General features: G+C 61.9%; 14 protein-coding genes. 2 read left to right on the forward strand and 12 right to left on the reverse strand.

What is annotated here, in order from left to right:
- Positions 1-673: 673 nt before the first annotated feature.
- From IVA74_RS14895 to IVA74_RS14945, 11 genes are all read right to left on the reverse strand, one after another.
- Positions 674-2,812: a vanadium-dependent haloperoxidase gene (locus IVA74_RS14895; protein ID WP_247344859.1), complete on the reverse strand. Its 2,139-nt coding sequence runs from the start codon at positions 2,810-2,812 to the stop codon at positions 674-676.
- A 666-nt stretch (positions 2,813-3,478) separates the two neighbouring features.
- Positions 3,479-4,492 carry an FAD-dependent monooxygenase gene (locus IVA74_RS14900; protein ID WP_247344862.1) on the reverse strand — a complete coding sequence of 338 codons (1,014 nt, stop codon included), beginning with the start codon at positions 4,490-4,492 and terminating at the stop codon, positions 3,479-3,481.
- On the reverse strand, positions 4,489-6,474 hold the full coding sequence (locus IVA74_RS14905; RefSeq protein WP_247344865.1) for a LodA/GoxA family CTQ-dependent oxidase: 1,986 nt from the start codon (positions 6,472-6,474) through the stop codon (positions 4,489-4,491). The genes IVA74_RS14900 and IVA74_RS14905 overlap by 4 nt, the downstream gene beginning before the upstream one ends.
- A gap of 22 nt (positions 6,475-6,496) precedes the next feature.
- Positions 6,497-7,171: a hypothetical protein gene (locus tag IVA74_RS14910; RefSeq protein WP_247344868.1), complete on the reverse strand. Its 675-nt coding sequence runs from the start codon at positions 7,169-7,171 to the stop codon at positions 6,497-6,499.
- A gap of 24 nt (positions 7,172-7,195) precedes the next feature.
- Positions 7,196-8,410 (reverse strand): hypothetical protein, encoded by a 1,215-nt coding sequence (locus IVA74_RS14915; RefSeq protein ID WP_247344872.1) that lies wholly within the window; start codon positions 8,408-8,410, stop codon positions 7,196-7,198.
- Positions 8,411-8,631: 221 nt separating this feature from the next.
- Positions 8,632-9,468, reverse strand: coding sequence for an MBL fold metallo-hydrolase (locus tag IVA74_RS14920; RefSeq protein WP_247344934.1), 837 nt, complete (start codon positions 9,466-9,468; stop codon positions 8,632-8,634).
- A 15-nt stretch (positions 9,469-9,483) separates the two neighbouring features.
- Entirely contained in the window at positions 9,484-10,608 is a 1,125-nt protein-coding gene (locus IVA74_RS14925) for a hypothetical protein (protein WP_247344874.1), read from the reverse strand.
- Between the two features lie 40 nt (positions 10,609-10,648).
- Positions 10,649-12,115, reverse strand: a complete 1,467-nt coding sequence (locus tag IVA74_RS14930; RefSeq protein ID WP_247344876.1) for a hypothetical protein — start codon at positions 12,113-12,115, stop codon at positions 10,649-10,651.
- A 372-nt stretch (positions 12,116-12,487) separates the two neighbouring features.
- A complete protein-coding gene (locus IVA74_RS14935; RefSeq protein WP_247344878.1) occupies positions 12,488-13,972 on the reverse strand; it encodes an FAD-dependent oxidoreductase in 1,485 nt (494 codons plus the stop codon).
- Positions 13,909-15,264: a radical SAM protein gene (locus IVA74_RS14940; protein WP_247344881.1), complete on the reverse strand. Its 1,356-nt coding sequence runs from the start codon at positions 15,262-15,264 to the stop codon at positions 13,909-13,911. Before IVA74_RS14940 ends, IVA74_RS14935 begins: the two co-directional genes overlap by 64 nt.
- Positions 15,261-15,665 carry a hypothetical protein gene (locus IVA74_RS14945; RefSeq protein WP_247344884.1) on the reverse strand — a complete coding sequence of 135 codons (405 nt, stop codon included), beginning with the start codon at positions 15,663-15,665 and terminating at the stop codon, positions 15,261-15,263. The genes IVA74_RS14940 and IVA74_RS14945 overlap by 4 nt, the downstream gene beginning before the upstream one ends.
- Between IVA74_RS14945 and IVA74_RS14950 the strand changes: the two genes are divergently transcribed.
- The gene (locus IVA74_RS14950) at positions 15,643-16,074 is read left to right on the forward strand and encodes a hypothetical protein (protein WP_247344887.1); all 432 of its coding nucleotides are present in this window, start codon (positions 15,643-15,645) and stop codon (positions 16,072-16,074) included. The genes IVA74_RS14945 and IVA74_RS14950 overlap by 23 nt on opposite strands.
- Before the next feature lie 12 nt (positions 16,075-16,086).
- On the opposite strand, the gene IVA74_RS14955 is transcribed toward IVA74_RS14950, so the two are convergent.
- A complete protein-coding gene (locus tag IVA74_RS14955; protein ID WP_247344892.1) occupies positions 16,087-17,817 on the reverse strand; it encodes a hypothetical protein in 1,731 nt (576 codons plus the stop codon).
- Positions 17,818-18,545: 728 nt separating this feature from the next.
- Between IVA74_RS14955 and IVA74_RS14960 the strand changes: the two genes are divergently transcribed.
- Positions 18,546-21,302, forward strand: a complete 2,757-nt coding sequence (locus IVA74_RS14960) for a ferritin-like domain-containing protein (protein ID WP_247344894.1) — start codon at positions 18,546-18,548, stop codon at positions 21,300-21,302.
- Positions 21,303-21,573: the final 271 nt, after the last annotated feature.

Raw genomic sequence — 21,573 nt, forward strand, 5'->3', positions numbered from 1 at the left:
TCGGCCTTCTTGCGACGGGAGGAGCGCCGCAGGCGGCGGGCCGCATCGCCTTGGACCGCAACGAAGTGGAGGAGCTCGTTTGCGCGCTTGCGGCCGCCAAGCCGCCGAGGCGCTTAAGTCGGCAAGACCAAAGGACGTGATTTGTCTGCTGGCCCCGTGGAGGAAAGTGTGGGGTTAGGTTCACAGCGAGGTGGCGCATCAGCGCTATGATCCGAGCGTGGTGCCGTGCACCGGCAAGTGAGACGGATGCTATAATTGCAGATAAGCTAGCGAGCTACGTTTTCATGCATTTTTCCGGTCTCAATTGCCAGTTCGGCTATCCCAGCCTGGTAACTGCTAGGCTTGCCGGAGCCGCCGCTCAATTAACCCTCGTGAGGCCTCGGCGAATTGGACAACGTGTCCCAAAACCGCATTAGCAACTGCGCGACGACACGCGAGAGGCGACGCGGCAACTTCAAACTGCCCACCAGAAAAGGGAGCAAAGGAGGTCAGCAAGCGATTGGTTCCGAGATAGCACGTGCCGCCCGGACGAGTGCGTTACAGCCGCGCTATGCTGAGCGAGCAACTTAAGCACACAAAATGGTGAAACACCTTCCTTTAAGCTCGCGAGCCGCCGGCAGCAAGCCGGCGCGCCTCGCTATACCGATCGTCAAAGGGGGCTTTGGACAATAGATTAGGGGTTCACCGCCACCGCGTCGAAGGAGCCAAACCCCACTTTGGGGTCGGCCGGATCGTTAAGCTTGCCCGGCCATTTCACATCGCCGCAAACCAGTGAGGTCTGGTCACGATCTTGCCGGCCGTCCGCGGCGAACGCGGAAAAGACGGTTCCTGTGGGCATGGCGCCCGCTTTGGGCTTGAGTACTTTCGAGACCACCTCGCGCGCCACCTTATTGCCGAGCAGGATGCCTGCGTCGGCGTCGAAGATATAATGCACCCCCATGGTCAGGCGACTGTCGGCGTTCTCACGCTCGGCGCAAGCCATGGTCAGCGGGCGAGGATCGCAAAATTGCGGGCTAGTGAACGGGTCAATTAGCATGTTGTTGGCGTCACGAGCGCAACGCACATAGTTTAGCGCGTCCTTGTTCAATCCGTTGAACTCATCGGAGAGAAACTTGAACTGCCCCACCGGCTCGTAGAATTGGCGCAGCACCCCAAACAAAGCTCCGCCGAAGCTGGCGTGGCCAGAGGGATATGCAGGGAACGGTGGGGTAATGTTGAGGCCGCCGTCCGAATTGCTCACCTGGGCGCCAAGCGGAAACCACTGCGTGGGAAAACCGGCCGCGGGCGAATTAAGTTGCGCCTGTCGAATCACCGTCACGGGCCGGGCGATCTGATAGTGATATTTTGCCTCCCAGGCTGCGATCGCGGCGTCGGCCATAGCGATATTGACTAGAGCATAGAAGCGAGCGACTTCGACCGCTTCTTTGAGTTGGATGTTCTGCCGCAATCGCATCGGCGTAAAATTATTCGCCGGTTGCATTTGCGAGGACTCGATCACCGCGTCGACAATTTGGTTGTACAATCGCGGCGGCGCGCAGAGGCCGGCTGTGCCGTCATAGGCCCAGAACTGCGCGATGCTACGCCCATCCTTATTTTGAGTTGGAATTTCCCGCTTACCTTTGGTGTCGTACAGCGGTTCAGCCGCCCATTCGTAAACCGCCTTGAGGGAGGGAATAGTAGCCAGCGCGTCGGCGAGAGGTAGGTCAGTTCTACCCAGTGTATCGAGTACGGCTTTCTCAAGCTCGGCCGGTCGGACCGCCGCCGCATTTGTAAGCGCGAAGGGCCGTACATAGTGCCAATAGGCGCCAAGCGCCGTCTGGATCTTTGACACTGGATCGGGAGACCATTGTCCGGCCGGGAATTTGCCCTCAACACGATTGAGCCGAGGCGTCTCTCCGGCGCCAAAAGCAGGTTCGGAAAGTTGGGAGCCGTCGTTCTCGCGCAGGCTAATTAGGCGCTGCGCCACCGCATGGCCGGCGCGCGCGCCTTCCTGATAATCGGCGCTGCCGGTGTCGAGCAGTTCTGCAGCGCATCGGCGATACTCCTGGAGGTTGAAATCGAATTCACCTAGCGGAGCATTCGCTAGATCGCGGCAATTGAGGGGTCCGGGGGCAATCCGAGACGCGATTAGGCCAGGATACAGCCAAGCCAACACATCGTAGGCCGCTTGATGGATCGCGGCAGCAACTTTCTTGTTTGAAGGCGAGCCAGCGACCGGCGATTCGATGAAACTGTCGGGCCCGACACCGTAAATGATGCTCTGATAAGCGCCAGAATAGATATTGGCGGCCTCGAACATGGCAAGATGCACAAGCGCCATTGCCCGACTGGAGCGATGTGGCCCGATCTGCTGGTAATAGACGATCGGCCTCGTCACCGAAGGAATATGATCGACCGAGGTAGCATCGAGGGCCACTTTGTGCCAAAATCTCAGGTAGTCATTAGCGGTCAGCTCCTCCATATTTCCGTTCGGAGCCAAAATTGCTAGTTGCGCTAGAGAATTAACCGAGGCGGGTGTGGAAGTCGCCGTCAGCGCTTGAGCGATCTGCGCTCGCGTGCTTAGCGTACTTACGAACTCTCTCGGAGTGAATTTCTGGAGGGTTAAAGAGGTCGCCCGCCCGGGCAGTTTTATAGAAGTCCGAAGTGCCTCGTCCTGCTTGGCGGCCGTCGGGTCCTTCCGTCCTGCAGTCGCGCCATAAATGCGGTTGAACTCGGCATACCCTTCCGGTGACAACGGGGACGGCTGGGCGGCTACCTGCCCAGAAATTGCTACCGTAGCGGCGCACGTAAATACAAACGACGTCAAACGCATCTCAACCTCCCCCTTTTTGTCGGCGATGTAAGAGTTTGCTAGCTTGCGTCCATCTCAATTTTGATTTGGGCAAACGACCTAGTCGATGGCTCCGAATCGAATCAACATACCAATCAGCTAAGACAAGAATGACGTCGCCAAACGTCAGGCTATCACCAGCGCTTCGTGCGCATTGCAACCAAGGGCAAAAGGGTAGCTTCGCCAACTGCGATCAGCATCCCAAGGCAAGAGTTTTCTGTGAAAGACGCGCTTGCGTCGGTGCTCATTGCGATATCCTTGTTTTGACCCGTCTCGGGTTTCTTTCCGACCGCCCGTTTCTTTGAAACTGCTATATACGTGGGTGTAAGCGGCACGATGAGAATGACCGGCCTAAGTCGGGACCGAGCTGCGAAGCTGACAATCAATGAAGCAAACGCATCCGCAACCTAAGCGTGAAGGCAAATTGAGTCCAGCAACATTTTTGTCGCACGCAAGAGAGGGACCCCGACGGTTGTGGCGGCTAACCCGTAGACGTAGACGGGGGCAAACCAGTGACGGACCTGCCGAGATAGAGCGCTGTCACAGCCTCAGCGGACAAGTGCGCTTGCCAAAAAGGTGTTGGCCACCGGTGTGCGGCGGCTTGGTAAATTGGCAAGAGTTGTCGCGCCGAATGGCGCCATGTTTCGATCAACCGTGCAACGAAGGCCTCCACGGCGACACGGACGCCCTTGAAATGCCCCCGATCGCCTCTGCACCGCCCGCCGCAGATGCGAGCGCGTTCGCAAGGCCCTGAGACGCAATTGGATCAAAACTTGCGGCGGCGTCGCCGATCGCTAGCCAGCCCTCGCCGACAGGCTGACGGAGCATTGACGGGGAGGCATCTACGCTCCTCACGCGGCCGCTACGAACCAGTTCCCTAGCCCAGCGAGGAAGCGTGGTTGTGTCGTCGAGCGCGGCGAGAAGGGTTGACCGCGCGGCGTTGCTGCGAGCGAGGACGGGATCGTAGGTGAACAGAGCGCAGGTGAGCGTCTGCCGCGGGCCGCATACCGCATACCACCATCCCACTGCAGCGGCTTCGATGGTCAGAGACGCCGGTTCGCTCTGGCTCTCCGTGTCCGGCGCCGCCGACTGGACGTGAAGGGCGAGAACACGAAAGAGATTTTCGCGCTTCGCACCGAGCCGACGAGCTACCGGCGCCGCACGCCCGCTCGCATCCACCACAAACGCAGCGCGCAGAGTAGCCGGACCATCGCTCGAACGGGTCTGCACAGACCAATATCCATAGCGCCGGATCAGACCGCGAACGTGCTGGCCGAGGAAAACATCGGCGCCTGCAAGCACGGCCCGGCTCACGAGCAATCTCTCGAGGGCCACGCGATCAATCACCCAAGCCCGTCCGCCAGCGTGGCTGAGAAAATGTTCGCGGTTTGGCCAAGCCGTTGACCACGCGCGATCGATGCACGTGAGAGGACATGCCAGATTGCCATTCGCTTCGATGAGCTCTAGGAGACCGAGGTGAGAGAGAATAGGAATCGCATTCGGCGTCAGTACCTCGCCAGGCTTGGCCTCAGGCCGCAGGTCCTTCTCCAGAATCGCTACGCGCAGACACCGCTCCGCGAGATTTGCGGCGGCGACTGCTCCCGCCGGGCCCGCGCCGATGATAAGGACGTCCCAGACGCCGGCGGCGGCCACGACGTTCACACCTCACCCTGACGGAACTGATGGCGCGGCGGCGTAGGTGGCTCCGGCGGTGTCTCGAGGCCCGCTGCGGACGGTGCCGGCTCTGCTGTCCGCTCCCGTAGGGACTCGATCCGGGTGATCAAGGCAATTTTTTCGTCGGAGCCGGCGTTCGCGCGGTCGCGGCCAGTCTCCACATGCACTGTTTCCGGGAAGCCAATGTCACGCAGCGCCTGCGGCGTTGAGCGCGGCTCGACCATCCCGAGCGTCGCCCACAGCCGCACCATGTTGTCGATGCGTTCGTAATAGGTGCGGCCGCGCACATCGCGCAGCCAGTCCTCACGCAGCAACGCATGCTTGAGGCGCTGCAGCTTCGGATCATCAACTGGATCGGTGACGTCAGCCCGCGCTCGCTCGAAAGCGGCGAAGCTCAGCACCTGGTCGGGCACGCGCGCGCCCCAGAAACTCGGAAACGACAAATATGTGCTCGGGGAATAGTCGGCGCTGGAGTTACACGATGCTTCATCGGTCTGCCAGGGCAGGCCGAGCCAGCGCGTGAGCGCGCCGGGGCCTGCGGCCGTGATCGGTCCTGCGGGTCCGAGGCACGTCTCTTGCGTCAGTTGCGAACCGAAATCCTGGCGCACGGCTTCGCCCTCCAGCACCAGGTTCAATCTGTACAGCAGGCGATCGTCGCGTTGGGCCGCGTGATGCAGTGCCCACAGCTCAGGCCGCCGCATCGGCCACGTAAGCTCGATGCCTGGGTGGAACGGGCCGCCGAGGCACTCGGTCAGGCCCGCGCGCATCAGCTGAGATACCTGCGCATCGGCGGAGAGAGCCGCGAAGTCAGGTAGCGCCGGCGGTCCCTGCCAATCGGACACAAACGTGCCCGCTGCCCAACGATCGAGGTGTGCGAACATCGTAGGCGTGACCGACAGAAAAGTCAGATCGACGTCGCGGGCCTCACCGAAAAGGTCTCCGTATATGTAGGGTATCTGCCGTTGCGAGCCGGGACCGGGAGATACCGGGCGGAACAAAGCAAAGACCTGTTGGCGCCATGACTTGTTCCCGGGACTGGCGTCGGCCAGGCGTAAGATTACCGAGTCGGTCCGCGCATCGAGCGGCGACCCCACGCCGTGCGCGACAAGGAATCCGTAATTGATCCACTGCAGCGCGGTTAGACGGTCGAAGATCGGCCAAATGTCGTGCGAGAAGCTTGTCGTCTCCGGCCGGGCGAGCCAGCCGGCTGCCATGAACGCCTCCCGGACAGTGTCGTCCATCGTAACGAGACCGTTGAGGCCGGGCGCAAAATTGGGCGGCGTGACGACCACATAACCGGGATCAGCTTCGAATTCGGTGGTGCCGACGGTTATGCGCGCGCGCACCGGCCCGTCGCACGTGTCGTCATACCAACGGTCGTTGTTGGCGAAGGTGACGGGGCGCATACCGGTGTAGAACGGCGCCGACTTGCCAAAACCGCCCAGGAAAATGAGCCGCCCGGCGTCGTCGGTTCGTAGCTCGCCAAGCGTGACGAAGACATTGAGAATCTGCCCATCGTCGAAACGGAATTCGGGCCCGGACAGGTTCGGACCGCTGATCTTCCGCATCGCCGGACTAATGTCGAGCTCACGCCGTCGCCGGCCGTAGTCCTCGTTGCGCCGCGCCGCAGGAACCACGAACTGCGCCGGCAGGTCCATGGCCTGGTTGAACTGGTACCAGCCGGCTTTGAGATTGGCGACTTCAACGCGCCAAGAGATCTTCAGGTCCGGGCCGTGGACGAGTTCGATGGTCTTGCCGGATTTCAGCCGCGCATATACGTGGAAGCGCACCCCTTGGCGCTTGATCTCGCCTGCCGCGGTTTGAAAGCCGCCGCGCGCGTCGGGCGTTCCGCCGATCACCTCGGGCGCTAGCGTGTAGTCGTCCTGCCCCTGCGCGTTGCCCAGGCGAGCAATGCCGATCGGCGGATAGATGCCTATCCAGGCAATCTCGGATGCATTCACGGTCGCCATGTCGCCCCCCGTACGCTGCCGCCTATTCCTTGAAGCGAAGTTCCATCTCGTCTTCAGCGATGATGCTGTCGTCAAAGCCGGTCGAGCGCAGCACACGAACGGTGGCACGCTCCGCGGCAGGAAACTGGTTGCGGTCAAGCACGACCTTCGGGCTCTTCTGGCCAACGGCGATCGTTTGCCATGTTTTCTCGCCGTTAGGCCGTACCTGGATCGTGTAACTGACGCCGGGCTCATCGGGGGCGGCCATGGACATCGATCGCTTCTCGGGATGTCCAGGCGGTCCCGCGCCCATTTCCAATCCTTGAGTCCCGGCTGAAGCGGCCGCGCTGGCTCCCGGCGGCGAACCGGCCTCGAACGTATCCACCACCTGGCCATCGTGCAGCAATACGAGACGGGCCATGCCCTCCGTATGCAATATGCTCTGGTCGATCAGCCCCGTCTTCGACGCATGGTCGTCGCTGGGAAGAAGAATGGCCGGCCGCAACCGGTTCAGCTCCCGCCCATCCCCCGCTTGCACGACGAGTTCGAACCCGGTGCCCGGGGGCGGCTGGTCGGCGGGCGGAGCTGCACCTGCCGCTGCTGGTTGGCTTGCTGCTGCCGCCGTGGTGGTCGGATTGACATAGAGGAATTCGCCCGTGCCTGTCCCGATGTCGACTGATCCGACGACGTGAATGAGTTTGCTCTCGTGTGACATCATTCGCCTCCTGAGCATCCGCCGGCATCACGCAGTCGGCGGGGCTAACGCCGTATCCTCGTGGACCAGGCGATCGTGAACAGCCTCATAAGTATAGGCCGAGAGCCACTGACTGTCGGCATAGGTCATCACATCGTGATGGATGTGGCCCGGCAGTGCCCGCATTTGCACGCCTAGTGCAGGGTCGCCGAAATCGAAGCCCACGAATTCTTGCGCCGGTGAGCTGATGAAGCCGCCGTCATAGGGGAAGCTCGTTTCGAGGCCGTCTCGAGGCTGGCCCGTCATCCGAACCGGGTCATAGGGCGGGAAGCCAGGGTGCCGACGCTGGAATGTGTGGCCAAGTTCGTGCGCGCCGTACCAATCAGCGAAACTCGGGTCGCTATCGCCCGTCCAGCCGTTAGGCACGCCGCACGGGCCGCATGCCACCGCCCCGAAGATGCTGGTCGCCTCATCGTAAAGGGCGCTGCCACGCATGAAGCTGTTGCCTGCCTCATTGTCGACCAAGCCATAATAATGGGTCCGCGGATCCGTACCCGAAGAAATCTCTCTCGCGCGCAGAGCCGACAATTGAGCGTTGACCAGAATTGACTGATTGCTCGGGAACTGCCTGTCCGGAGGTGGTAGTGGTCTCAAGCGGTCGCCGTCGATTACGATCTGCGACCACTCCAGAGCGGGGACCGGGTAGGCCCTCAGCAGATAGGACCGAAGGTAGTCGAAATGGAAGGCGTCAGGTGTGATGGTCGCAGTCGGGTCGCGCACGCTGCGATAGCGAAGCCCGATCGCCCGGATGCGCAATGGCGGCGCCGCGACGAAAGAAACAGTCCTCGCCTGCTGCGCTGCGAGCGGCAGCTTCTCCCCTCCCGGCACATTGATGCGATTGAGGCTTAGTTCGATCGTGCCGACGCTGAGCGCGTCAGCGGGAAGCAGAAAGTTAAGGCTCTCGGCAAAATCGAAGCGTTGTCCATTAAGATCGGGCGTGCGCGCCTGATCGAGCCTTACTCTGTTCATCGCCGCGAGATAGAAGGCGCCGCTACTAGCGCGTCGCCACGTGATCTCGCCGGTCACAAGCGTCGACGCAGCAACCGCAGCGGGATCGAGATAGACACGTACGACCGTGGGCTTGCCGGCAATGAGGCGAACACGGTTGTCGAGCGCCTGAACGGCTTGCACGATCTCGATGCCGCGCACGCCGACGTTTGCCGCTGCACCAATTCCCGCTGCAGCCAAATCTGCCGTCGCCAATCGCGCTCGGCGCGGCCTCCTGATGGTTGGCTGTTCGTAGGGCGAGGGTACCTCAGGCTCATATTCCGCCGTCGCCCTGCTGCTGGTGCGGCGCGGCGCATCCGCCCCCGACTTTCCCGGCCGTCGCGCGCGTGGTCTTGTTGTCAAGGCGCCCTCCTTCTCTTCTGCACCAGCCACACCTTGTATTGCGCGTGGAGCTCCGCGATGTTCCTTCGCTTTGGTCAGCGCGGCTCGATAATGAAATGATCACGCGTTACACGCTGTGCTGAATTGCCGATCGTTTCACAGGCCTGATGCCATTCGGCGAATATTTCGGCACTGAGCGGCAGCGGATGCTCGTCGGGCTGAAACGTCGTCCCGAGTGGATAAAGCCCGCCGGGCGTTTTTTTCATTTCGATGTGGTTGCCGAGCACGAGCGAAACCGGATGTCCGGATGCGAACGTTGCGAGGCGTGCCGCGCTGCGCCGATAGGCCGCCCAGTCGGCAACAGTCAGCAGGCCGGGGTAAAGCGTATCCCCGGTCAGCAAGGCCTGGATGCGGGGATCATAGACGGCGATGTGATCGGAAACGTGACCGGGAAGGGGCAACACGACCAGCGCGCGGCCGCCGAGGTCGAAGGTGGATTGTCCTTCCGGCCAAGCGGGTAGATTGAACGCCTGCTGAACCGCATCAACGCCGCGGCCGATGATCCTTGTCTGCGGCCGCCCGGCAAACTGCCCGTCCCAGAACACATGATCGCCGTGGCCATGTGTATGCGCGATGACAAGCTCGCTGATGGCGCGGTTTGCTTCTGCACGTCGCGACAGCAGCTTATCGACGGCCTCGCGGATCGGCAGGATCTTCTGCGGATCGCCGTCATCGGGACGGGCCCCAGTATCGAACAGCACGGCCTTCTCGCTGCCCATCAGGAGGTACATGAATGGTGCTTCGAAACTGAAACATTTGCTCTGCCGCAGTACATAAGTGTCGTCATCGACCGACACGACTTGCAGCGGGGGGGCGGTACTCGCCGCGCAATCGGCGGATCCGTGGATCCAGTTCACATCATCGAGGCGCATGGACACGGCCTTGCCTCAGAGCCGTCCGCGTCGGCCGCCAGCCGAAAGCACGGCGCTTACTGAAAGAGGACCGCCGGCACCGGCACCGCCGGCGGGGCCCGCTGAATCCCCGGCGCAGCCGTGCACCGGCGTTGCGGTGCTCTGGCCAATACGCGTCGCCAGCGCCCGGATCGTCATTTGAATCCGGTCGGCGATTTGGCCGCCGAACTGGATATTGTGCCCGTCAATCAGCACGTCGCCGAGCACGTAACCGCGGTCGCTAGGTACTTCGAGGACGGCCCTGACGGGACGCTGGGGCGTGCCGCGCGTGTATTTCCAGAACCCGGCAGGGTCGCTGCCATCGGGAGTTTCCCACTCCTGCGTATCCAGACCACCGAAGTAGATGCCGACCGGATTGGCGACGGTGACGTCTGCCTTGTTGCGGGCGTGAAAGTTCACACGGGCGCCGATGAACGGGTCGCTGTGCCGTTGCGCAGCGCCGTATCGGCCGCACTGAATCAGTTCGAGGGAGTCGACCATCGGCGTGCCATCCGGCCGCAGCCGCGTGATCGTAGCGGCGCCCGCGATTTCGATTTCGGCACTCAGCGTGTTGTTTCTCTGCACGAGGTGCATCGCCCCGTTGGCGGTCGAATTGTTGAACCGGTTGCGCGGGATATAGGTGCCCGACGGGCTGAAAAGGTCACCGTGAGTTACTGAAGCTTCGACATGCTGCTTGTAGAGCGCGAGCGTCTTCTCCGGATCGGTCGCGGCGAGAAAGCGCCAGTACTCCGGACCCTCGCAGGTGAATGTGACCCGGGTGATCTTGTTCGTGCCGGATTGCCGGGTCACGCTCCATTCGCAGTACTCGTCCTGAACGTCGCGCGAGGCATCGGAGTTGCGCCAGCGTTCCACGTCGGAGCCGCTGCTGATCTGTACGATACGGGGAAATGCCGTCCATTTCACGTCCTCGAATCCCGTGTCAGATGCCGACTCGACCTTGGCGGCATTGAAGAATTGTGCCCGAGGCGAGTCGAATGGATCGCCCACAGTGCCGTCATGGGCGAAGTCCATCGCGTCGGATATGAACTGATGCCAGGCATCGCGCTGTGCCGCACCGAAATCGTCGACAAAACCAGGTGGGTCAAAACGTTGCAGTGCCATGTTCACCTCCCTGACTCGCTACGCGATAAGGCTCGCAGCCTCATCGCTCCACCACTTCACCATCCTTGGTTAGTGCCAAGGGCGGCGCGTTTTCGTTGATGTTGCTGAAGGGCAACGACAGGTCGAACTCGGCGATCCGGCGTTTGCGGAAAGCGCGTCTGCGCCAATCGGCGAGACGCATGAAGTCGAGAACGCCCTGCGATGTCATGAGACGTGCGCGCACTTTGGCGACGAAAGCGTCCAGTTCCGCGCCAGCTCGCGCGCGCAAAGCGCTCTCGTCGAGCGCCAAGTAGGTGGCGGCAATACTTTCCGGTGCCTCCGGGGGCAGATGGGCCGCGGCGTTGTTGATGTTCTTGCGCGTTTCGGCTTCGATCCGAGCAGCTTGCGTTCTTCCAGCGGGGACGTAGTTCAGAAGACTGGCACGGGCGGCCGAGTCGATCGGATTCCATGCATCCACCATGAGCAGCGCGAGAGCAAAGCCGAAGGAAAGGATGCCGCGCCGCGTGAGTTCGCCCACCACCACGCAGTCCTCTAGCGCGCGTTCCGGAACTAGCCACGCGAAGGAGGCGTCGCCGTCCTGCTTGAAGCCGCTCGCCAAGTGCTTCAGAGCGAGCCCAAGCGCTGCGACAGCGCTTTCGTAGTCCGGTCGGCCCACCTGAAACGATTGACCTAGGCCGGATATCTCGAGCCCGAGTTGGTTGACGATGCTCTCGACGTCGAAAAAGAAAGTTGCTGGCAATCCGAACGTGGGCTTGCTCCCACGGCTTCGTTCTTCGCTGGTGACAATGTTGATGGATGTGGTCGCAAGCAGATGACGCAACAGCTCCCGGGGCGCCGCGACGCCGTCCGGATCGCCGAGCTGGCGATCGAGGCGCGCGCGGGTCCAGCGTTGAATGGCCGGGCGTACCACCCGCCGCTCTAGGATATCCGCGCTCTCGCGTGCGGCGAAAAGCGGATCGGTTCTCAGCGGGTGATTGGGCGGAAAGGACTCGATCGGGATTTCCTGCGCCGTGCTGTTCCAGTGCAGCCAGGGCAGGCGCAGCTCCTTCATGACCAGCGTGCCATTTACGTGGCTATCGAATGGTCCTTTGCCCCGCGCCGCTGGATCGAACGCGTGCAATGATGAGCCTTCCCACAACCATGCAGATCCGGCACGCTCGTAGAAATGAAACACCTTGTTGCGGCCATCCCAGCCAGCAACCTGCAGAAAAGCGGTTGGATCGTCCGCAGGCGGTCGCGTGCTAATCAGCACCGTTGGTCCATTGGCGGGACGGCCTCGCGTGACGACGTAGCGGACACCCCTCGGGAGCATCGCGCTGGAATTGTTGAATGGAATTTGGCCGGCTTCCGCGACGACGAAGACCATCTGCTCAGGAACGCCTTCGGGCGCGCCATTCGACTCGTTCAGGACGGCGATAAGTTCGGTAGCGGTCCTTGGGAATCGCTCCCGAGCCAGTACGAGGTCGAAGAAAGGATCGCCTAGGGACGCGCGATCCTGATCTGTCATTGGGCGGCCACCATCGGGATCTATCCCGACCACTCTCGCACGAAGGCTTGATAAATTTGCCTCCGCCCCGCTGGAAGGAAAATCCAGCCCGGCCGCCGTCGGCGACAGAGGGTGGGTGCGTGTCGGATTAAAAGGATCTTGGCCGAGACCCATGGAGAGCCTCCCTTCCGACGCCTCAAATACGTGGACAACCAATCAATCGATCTTAATATGCAGCATTATTGCTCAATCTAATATAGTAGTGACTATCTCCTAACCCCTCGGGTTGCGCAACAAGTTTTTGCTGATTGCTGCCGCACCGGATGTCGCAGAGAACCGCTTGCCATCCGGCAGTTCGGACAATAGAGAACCTCGCTCTCGCGACGTTCTCTATCATGACGCGTCCGTCGCACTATTGTCGACGAGCAGCCCGCGTTGCCAGAACCACTGTAGCAGCTCCAGAGCCGTCCCCTCAGGCAGTGAATCCGCTTGCCAGCCGTCGAAGAGCGACGCAGCTGTAACGCCGGAGATGGCGCGCGCCAGGAGGCTGCCAATACTCCGTCCGGCAAGGAACGCTACCGGCCGATCTAGGTCAGGATGTACAAGGGCCGGCGCGAGTGCGATTACATCGCTGTCGATGACAGCGACGTCTTCAAGCCGCGCTCGAGGGCTCAATCGCAGCCCGGTCTCAGGCAGCAAGCTGTCGATGGGGATTGGCGATGGCAGCTTGTGCTCTGGAGGTGCGCCCTGTTCGCAATAGCGCGACCAGAACGGCGATCGATAGGTGATTGCTTGTTCGCGATACAGACCGTGACACATCGCGCCGTCTCGACGAGAGGATTCGCCCTGGCGCTCCGCATGAAACGCCACTGCGATGTCACGGCGCTCAGGATGGACTATGAGTGTGTTGACGACGATCGCCGATTGCTGACCGTCCACAAGTGCGCGCTGAATGCCTTGCGATGACAGGGGGTCCAGCGAGAGCGCGGCTTCGCCGGCGGCAATAATATCCTCAAAGCCGGGCGCCCGCGCGATACGGATCGCGGAGGCGTCGCAGGCCGTAACGGACGACGCCAGCGCACCTTCCCAACGCGACGAACTGCCACCGACTGCCTCGAGAAATGCGGCGGTCGGCTCGACGCCCGCAGCCCGCAGGCTCCGCGGATCGACGAACACGGCGGCGTAGTGGGCGCCGTCGGCGAAGCTGGCCGACCAGAGCCAGCTTTCGGCGGTTGCTTCGATTGTTGTCATGCCGGGCGGGGCAGGCTGGCCTCGCCAACGCGCGCACAGCGCCAGGGTCGCGGGCGAGAGCCTGCGCCGTCGACTGCCGGTCAGGGCCTTGCGCCCACTTGCATCGATAACATGCGCGGCACAAAGCGAAACCGTCGTCTGGCTCGTGGTGACGGGGAGCAGCCACGTACCACCGATTTTCTGCGGCTGACTTGCGACAGCAGGCGTCAGTAGCCGCACGCCCCGTCGGCGCGCAGCATCCATCAGGCAGGCATCGAAGCGCGCGCGGTCGATCAGGAAAGTGATCTCTGCGTGGCCAGCGCGATTCACTTCGCGGCCGCCCCAGCTGACGGTGGCGGCATGCGAGGGCAAGCAGTGGGCATGCGCCAGCGCGGTACCGAGCCCCAGTGCGTCGAGTATTTTCCACGCGCCTGGAGTAAGCGATTCCCAGCGGCGATTCCCGTGTAGTGGCGAGGGCGCCACGAGGCACACGTCGCGGCCAAGATCGACGAGCCGCAGTGCCGCGGCGAGGCCTGCGGGCCCGGCCCCGACGACGCAAACATCGCAGCGGATCGTATCGTCGGCTATCCCACAGCGACCTCCGACGGTCGTGGTCCCGTGACGAACAAGTCCGAATGTTTGCTCCATAGCCGAACATAGGCCTGCAGGCAGTAGTGCAGCCAACCACGGATATAGTCACAAGCCGGACGGCCGCGGGCGATGACCTCGTGGTGGCAGCCGCCGCCGCAGAGGTAGCGCGCCCAGCAATTGCGGCACGGGCTTTGTGCATCGACATGGCGTTCGGCCAGCCAGCCGCGCTGACGGTCACTCTCGATTCCGCTCTCGATCGCGCCCAGCCGGCCGATTTCGTCGTTAACGAAACGATGGCAGGCGAACAATCCACCCTCCGCGGAGACGCCAAGATAGGGCCCGCCGGCGCCGCAGGGATAGGGACGATGGGTGCCCCGATGGATTTCGGCCAGCGCCGTTGCCATGTTGGCGAAGGGATAGAGCCGGCCGCTGGCGATGGCTTCCTCAAATGCCCGACCGCAATCGATCATCTGTCGGAGCATCTCCATCATGTCGTCCCGGACCATCTCGCCACGGCCGGACGGCGAAGCAAGCATCGGTGAGAAGCCGACGCTGTGGAAACCCATGCCGATCAGACCGTCGAGCGTCTCCCTCAGGCGCAGGTTAGCGGGCGTGACCGTGACGCGCGCCGTGACCTGCATGCGCCGCTGCATTGCGAGCAGCGGCGCGACGCGAGCGACGATGCGCTCGAAGGTACCTCTGCCAGCTTTGGTCGGGCGTTGCTGATCATGTACCTTGCCGAGGCCATCCAGGCTGATTGTTACGGCGAAGCCGTGCTGCTCGAAGAAGGCACCGTCCTCGGGAGTCAGCAGTGTTCCATTGGTCGTGATGGAGAAGCCAACATCGGCTCCTGTGGCCTGCGACCGCCGTAGCGCGTGTTGCGTGGCTGCGACAATGACCTCGCGATTGGCCAGCGGCTCGCCGCCGAGGAAAGCGAGGTTGACGCGCTCGCCGGCCCGGACGCTCTCGAATAGCCTCTCGACCGAGGCAAGTGCGGTATCCAGATCCATGCTGCGCGCCGGACTACCGAATTCGCCGCCTTGGGCGTAGCAGTAGGTGCAGCCAAGATTGCATTTTTGCGCCACCGCGAGCGACAGCGCACGCGTCGGAAATGACGCAGGCGGTGTGGCTTCGATGTACGGAGGCGCATCGAGACCGAATTCGACCAGGAGGCGGTCAAGGCGAGTTGCGTCGGAAACCCCGAGGGCGGCCTGGACACGTGACGCGTCGTCGTCGAGCAAGCCATATACGCGCGAGCCGTTTGTGAGGAACAGATGCGCCGCGCCATCAACATCGAAGAGGTGGGCCCGACGATCCACCGGATACGAAGCTAGGGGCAGGGGGCTCACGACTCGTCCTTCCCGCCGACGATAAACTTCAACGAGCCTTCCCAATCTCGATACAATTCCTCATAGGTCACGAGGTCGTTGCGCCGGATTGAGTATTGAGGCGGGGTTGCTGGCGTTCGGCCGCGGTGCTGCCAGTTGTGCCCGTTCATCTTCCCGTCGGCTCCGACCTGTGCGTTGACCAGGTCCGGCCTGCTGGCGGCCCAGTAGTAACAGCCGCACTCAAGGAAGTCAGCCGACCAGGGCGAGCACAAGCCCTGCGTTAGATCGCCGGGCGCTGCGATGTCACGTGACAAAGCGGGCCCAGTCTCCTGCTGACCCGCACTGTTGGTCCGCCGCTCGAAGATCGAGCGAACTTCGAGGTCAATCTCGAGCTGCTGGTTGCTTGCGTTATTGACAAACACGCGGCGCACGCTGACCGGCATTTCGGAAGATTGGCGCCAGGGCATTGAAGCGCTCCAGGCCAAAAGCGCCAAGCTGCTCGCTTGGGCCGTTCACCTGGCGAGGGCCCATGATCGTGCCGATAAGCCGGTTGCCTTCAACCTCGACCAGAAGCCAGTCCTGGCTGCCGGCGAGCTGCTGCGGGCCACCTGGTTCGACCCCGATGACGAAGGGGATCGACTCGTGAAGCACGACGCCCACGAAGATGTGCCGCAGCAGACTGCGGATGTCGAACTCGAGTCCGGGAAAGCAGTTCGATATGGCCGTGTATCCGGTCGTCGACGGCGGGTTGCCGCGGGCTCGATGGAGGATTTGCGCGGTGACGTTTTTTGGTTCAATGGCGGGCAGGTCGGTACCCCGCGTGGTGTGTGATGCGTCGGCAGGCTAGGCCACCGGCAGTGAACGTACCCAGCGTTCGACGATTTCAAGTCCTGTGCGTCCCCCGGTATTGGGAACCACGCGCGAGTACGGGCCGGACATCGGATGGTCCGGCCGCCCCAGCAGCCGCACAAAGGCGGAAGCGTCGGGGTCGCCGGCCACCACCAGCGGCTGGCCTTCGACTGGACCTGCCTCGTCTCCCTTGGCGGCGGCGGTCTTCAGATAATTCAACAGTCGCATGTCGTCGGCGAACAGATCGGTGAGCGTTCCGCCACCGTCGACATCGATCGAACGGTGCAAGGGCGCACGATTTCGGAAATGGGCGATCAGGGCGCGCATATCGGCCTCGGCGGCCCCGGCCGCGACTGGCGGCATCGCGCCCGCGACGACGAGCCCGTCGGATATCCGGCCGGCGGCGGCCGCCTCGATCTTTGCGATCTGCCGGCGTGTTAGCGTCAGGTGCTCCGCATCGCCGCCCCGCATCATCGCCGGCATCCGGCGGCGACCGACGTTTGTCAGGTCGCCCGCATTCTCCGGGCGGCGGAGAATGTTGGCGAACCACGGCTGCTCGCCGTCAAGCAGCGCCGCCAGGGCTTCCTCGTGAAAAGAACGCACCTGCGCCTCGTCCACCAGCGCGGGAGAGAAGATCGGCTCCAACGCGCGGTCCGGATTTTCGGGCCGACCAAAGTCATGCCTGGACATATTAGAAGCCGTTTCAAAGGGTGGGCTGCCATTCATGGCTTCGGTGTTCATCAGCCGCACCGTTTCCAGGGCGCGGCGAATGATGTCGGCCGTTTCATCGCGTGCGACGTTGCCGGGTATTTGATGCCCGTGCACGATCTGCTCGAATTCGTCGCTGACGGTGCGTACGTGATAGCTGTCGGGGGCAAAATCCGGCGGCCCGGACGCAACATGCGCGTAAGCCGTGCGATCGACACCATTGACCCGCAGCGTTACATCGATGATGCCGTCGCAGGAGTCGTCGAAATAGCCGAGACTGAAGCCGTCCTGGCCTCGCGCATAGATGCCGCCTGGACTGGTGCCGATCGGTATGTTCGGCAGATCGTCACGATAATTGTCCCAGTTTCCCGTGTTTGCGTCGTAGACGTCGTCGGCAAGGTTGGGATCGTCCGGCCGTGGCCCGAAAACGCGGCCGCTTGCCGGCGTAAAGCGCAGGCGGATCTCGGGAAAATCCGCCGTCGGTTGGATGTACTGCACGTGCCCGAAGGGGATCGATTTGCCGGGCTTGAAATTGCCGGCGCTTCCCGCAAGGGATTTCCTCTCGTGGTCGCGGATATCGCCGACCGTAGCCGTGACGCGATCGTTTGCGTCGCCGGTGCGGCGAAAGGCTTTCTGGTTCACGACCTCGACACGCCAGCTGATGTCGGAAGGCGTTAGATTGAGATCCGCCAGATGCTGCAGGGTGAGCGGCTCGAGATTGCCGTTATCCGCGAACCGCGCCCAGATTTCCAGAAACGGCGTGATCGGCTTTACCCGCCCCTGGGCATCGCGGAAGCGGACGCGGTCAGGCGTGGACTCCTGGGTGATGCGTCCGTCCACCACGATGAGCGTGGGCGCTGGCACAAGGCTGCGGAAGCCGGCGCCGTTTTGGCCATTGCCCGGGTCGTGCGGCGGCAGAACGACATCGTAATTGTCCATCGGTTCGGGTGACGAGCCGAAGCGGGCGATCGCCAGTGACGGCAGAAGGCGGATTTCCTTGATGTCTGCAATTGCCATGGCGCTGCTCCGGTCGAAATCGTCAGCCCCCTGAAAAACGTTGCCGACAAACGCCGGCCAAATATGCTCGTGGCAAGGAATAGCGGTCGGGCAACAATACACCCTGTAGTCGATACACTCCATAGGAGAATTGTCGGAGCGATCAATAGGAATGGTCACGAGTCGATGGGCACTGCTTCTGCCGGACGGACCGGAATCCCGTGTGTGAGCGCCACCATGTTCAAAATTTCACCCGATGGAGCCTGCTTGCATTCTGTTGGGCGATCCAACCCCTGGGCGATCCAACCCCTTGACTGGATGCGCGGTAGCGGTGATGATCTGCAATCTTAGGATGCTTTCGGATTTGAAGGGGAGCTGCCTACGACAAAAAATTCCGTCACAATCTTGTCTTGAGAAAAGTAGTCAGCGTGGGCTGGCCGTCCGGCTGTGGGCAATCGTTCGGCAATCCGACCGGAGGGACAGTTCGAGGTCGGCACGCATGATTGGCACTGCGGACGGTGAGACGAGTTCGACGTGAACATTGCTCTCTCGGCGAGATCTGCTCGCGCATAGTGTGATTGCTCTGAAAGAACAGGCGTGATTGCTTTGAAAGAGAAGGCCATTTCCCTCGCGGCCATGTCGCTTGTGACTTGGCCGCGCTGATGCACCATGGCGCGGGCGAGCGCATGTGGATGATTTGACAGTCGGGGCATGCGCAAGCGGTACGGTTACCTGGTCTGGGCTGCACCATGAATAGATTTCAGCGCGTCATTGAAATACTCGACCGAGCTGTCGGAGGTCCCAATGCCGCCGTCGGCTTCCATGGCGCCGTCTGGCGAAACATCTCACGCAACGATTTCGTCGCCCGAAAGATTTTTGGGTTGCAGCTCGTTGCAGTCGGCGACGGCGCAAGTTCCAATCTCGTCAAGGCGCTGAAGGGGGAATCGCCATTTGGCGCCGACCTCGCCGAGCCGCCACCTGATGCGACTTTCAGCCGCATGCCGGCGGGCCTGGAGCCGGTGCCACCGTCCGAGATCGCTTTCATCGAAACATGGATCAACGAAGGCTGCCTGGAAGACGATGTCCCGTCAGCTGTCGCCCCGACATGGCGCAGGACAAACGCGCCGATAGCCAGCTCGTGCACTGATGATATTTGGTTCATCGATCCGCGTGTGGGGTGGGCCGTCAACAGTGACGGCAACATCATCAAGACGGAAGACGGCGGCGAGAATTGGGTGCCGCAACATTCCGCCCCCGGCGTGTATCTGCGCTCGGTTGCCTTCGCCAATGCCAATGTCGGGTGGGTCGGGACGCTGACCCGGAGCCGTCGGTTGCTTCGAACGACCAATGGCGGCGCGAACTGGTCGGTGGTGACGCCGCTGCCGCCAAACGCGCCTGCGGCCGTGTGTGGACTGTCGGTCGTCAGCGAATTGGTCGTCTACGCCTCAGGCACCAATCGCCCGAACGACGTTCCCGCCATGATGAAGACCCTGGATGGCGGCACGACATGGACGGCGTGGGACATGTCAGCGCACGCATCGATTCTGATAGACACCTATTTCACGGACGCGCTGCATGGTTGGGTAGTGGGTGGCAAGGCCGATGAGGGCACACCGACCACACGAGACAAAGTGAAGCCCGTCATTCTTGAGACGACAGACGGCGGCATCACCTGGACTAATCGGCTGGCCGGGCAGGAGGCCGAATTCCCCTTCGGAGAGTGGGGCTGGAAGATATTCTTCGTCAACAGCCGGGTCGGCTTCGTGTCGCTGGAGAATTTCGACGCGGCGGCGGTCGCCAAGACCACCGACGGGGGACGCACTTGGATGCGCATGGCGGTCAAGGACGGTCAAGGCAACGCCAACCTCGAGGGCGTCGGTTTTGTCGATGACCGGCGAGGTTGGGTGGGCGGCTGGGGGTCGCGTGACTTATCAAAGGGCTATTCGAGCGCAACGGTCGATGGCGGAGCAACCTGGGCCGCGGCGAACCAGATTGGCCTGTTCATCAACCGGTTTCGCTTCTTCGGAAATCCTGTGACGGTCGGATATGCGTCGGGCGATACGATCTACAAGTATTCATCCGACCCGCTTCCGGCGGCAGCGGCCATGCTGGCCTTAGCGCAGGATGCGGCGGTCGCCCTATTGCCAGACAGGCGCATCATCGCCTCGCTATCACCGGTTCCGATCGGCATGCGTGTTCCTGTCGGCACGAAGCGTCTTACACTGGATGTTTGGGACCGGTTCGGCGTCGAAGTTGGGCGGCTGCTCGACGAGATCAGGCCGCGCGATGGCCAGCGAGTCTTAAATTGGGATGGAATGGACGCTCAAAACGCCGCCGTGCCGACGGGCGATTACATCATCCGCCTGACAGCGGACGACGTCACAGCAAGCAGCATCGTTACGCTCGGGAAGGCGCAGCCAGCGGCGCGTGCCGGAGGGCGTCGCGACGCGGTGCGACGTCTGTCATTGGTGGCGCCTCGCGCCGGTCGCACCACGATCGCCGCATTGATGGCTGACGTGGCACCGCTTCAGCGCGATCTGCAATGGCTGCAGGAGGCCTTGCAGATCGCGATACAGCTCGAGCTTGCAACCCTTCCGCCCTACCTGACTGCCTATTGGACCATCAAGGATGAGGATCACGAAGCCAGGACATCAATCCACGAGATTTGGCGCGAGGAGATGGCGCATTTCGGGCTTGCGTGCAATCTGCTGGTGGCGATCGGCGGCGCTCCCCTGCTGACCGACGCCACAGTGGTCCCCGCCTATCCAGGACCTTTGCCCGGTGGCGTCCGCCCGGGACTGATCGTGCCGCTGCGAAAATTGGACAAGGCCCAAGCCAAGATATTCATGGAAATCGAATACCCGCAGGATGGACCGCTTCCGTCCGCGGTTGCGGGCGCCGGCACAACCTACGACTCGATCGGGGAATTTTATGGGGCGATCCTCGCAACCTTCCAAAGAGAAAATCCAGCGCTGAACCTGGATCGACAACTTCAGGGATTTCGCCTGTACAAAATCGGTACGATGGCCAAAGTCGAAGAGGCCATTCGCCTGATTAACCTGCAGGGCGAAGGGTCGAGTGTGACTCCGGAGGAAGGTCCCGGCGATTTGGCCCACTACTACCGGTTCGGGCAGATCTACAACGAGAAGCGTTATGTCCAAAACCCAGCGACTGGCAAATGGGACTACGATCCAGCCGCTCCCCTGCCACTACCGGAGACTTGGAACATGGCTGTCATCCCCGAGGGGGGCTATCTGCAAGCCGACGTGCCAGATATGGCGACATGGGATTTGATTTCGACGTTCGATCGACGCTATTCAAGCATGCTTCGTTTGCTTGAGGCTGCCTGGCTGAACGGCAACTCGGCGTCTTTGTCTGCAGCAGTTGGCGAAATGAGACAGATGGCTCCCATTGCTTCTCAACTTGTCGCCATCCCACGGGCAGATGGCGCTGGAAACTATGGTCCTTGTTTTCGCTACGTCCCAAAGCGTTGCGCCATCTTGTAGGATGTATGGAATCCAAGGCGCGCTTGCGCGCCATGCTGGCCTTCAGAGTAACGGCCTTTCAGTCATCCAATTTTGTTCGACAAACGTTGGCGGCGTTAGCGCAAAACTCGACCGGATCGAGGCCGACGACTAAGCGCACTTATACGCAGCAGCGGCACGCATTGGAAAAGACTAGTCGCAATCCATGGTATAGCCTTGGCAAGGTTACAGTGGGAGGATGCGGCGATGCTAGTTGTTAGACTTGCGACTGCCCAGGAAAGCAATCCGATGC

This window comes from Bradyrhizobium sp. 132, assembly GCF_023074185.1.
Taxonomy (GTDB): domain Bacteria; phylum Pseudomonadota; class Alphaproteobacteria; order Rhizobiales; family Xanthobacteraceae; genus Bradyrhizobium.

What these genes read in the sequence shown, in the direction of transcription:
- IVA74_RS14935 (WP_247344878.1), bottom strand. Translation starts at nt 13,972, where the DNA reads ATGGAGCAAACATTCGGACTTGTTCGTCACGGGACCACGACCGTCGGA.
- IVA74_RS14895 (WP_247344859.1), bottom strand. Translation starts at nt 2,812, where the DNA reads ATGCGTTTGACGTCGTTTGTATTTACGTGCGCCGCTACGGTAGCAATT.
- IVA74_RS14925 (WP_247344874.1), bottom strand. Translation starts at nt 10,608, where the DNA reads ATGGCACTGCAACGTTTTGACCCACCTGGTTTTGTCGACGATTTCGGT.
- IVA74_RS14955 (WP_247344892.1), bottom strand. Translation starts at nt 17,817, where the DNA reads ATGGCAATTGCAGACATCAAGGAAATCCGCCTTCTGCCGTCACTGGCG.
- IVA74_RS14930 (WP_247344876.1), bottom strand. Translation starts at nt 12,115, where the DNA reads ATGACAGATCAGGATCGCGCGTCCCTAGGCGATCCTTTCTTCGACCTC.
- IVA74_RS14960 (WP_247344894.1), top strand. Translation starts at nt 18,546, where the DNA reads ATGAATAGATTTCAGCGCGTCATTGAAATACTCGACCGAGCTGTCGGA.
- IVA74_RS14905 (WP_247344865.1), bottom strand. Translation starts at nt 6,474, where the DNA reads ATGGCGACCGTGAATGCATCCGAGATTGCCTGGATAGGCATCTATCCG.
- IVA74_RS14910 (WP_247344868.1), bottom strand. Translation starts at nt 7,171, where the DNA reads ATGATGTCACACGAGAGCAAACTCATTCACGTCGTCGGATCAGTCGAC.
- IVA74_RS14920 (WP_247344934.1), bottom strand. Translation starts at nt 9,468, where the DNA reads ATGCGCCTCGATGATGTGAACTGGATCCACGGATCCGCCGATTGCGCG.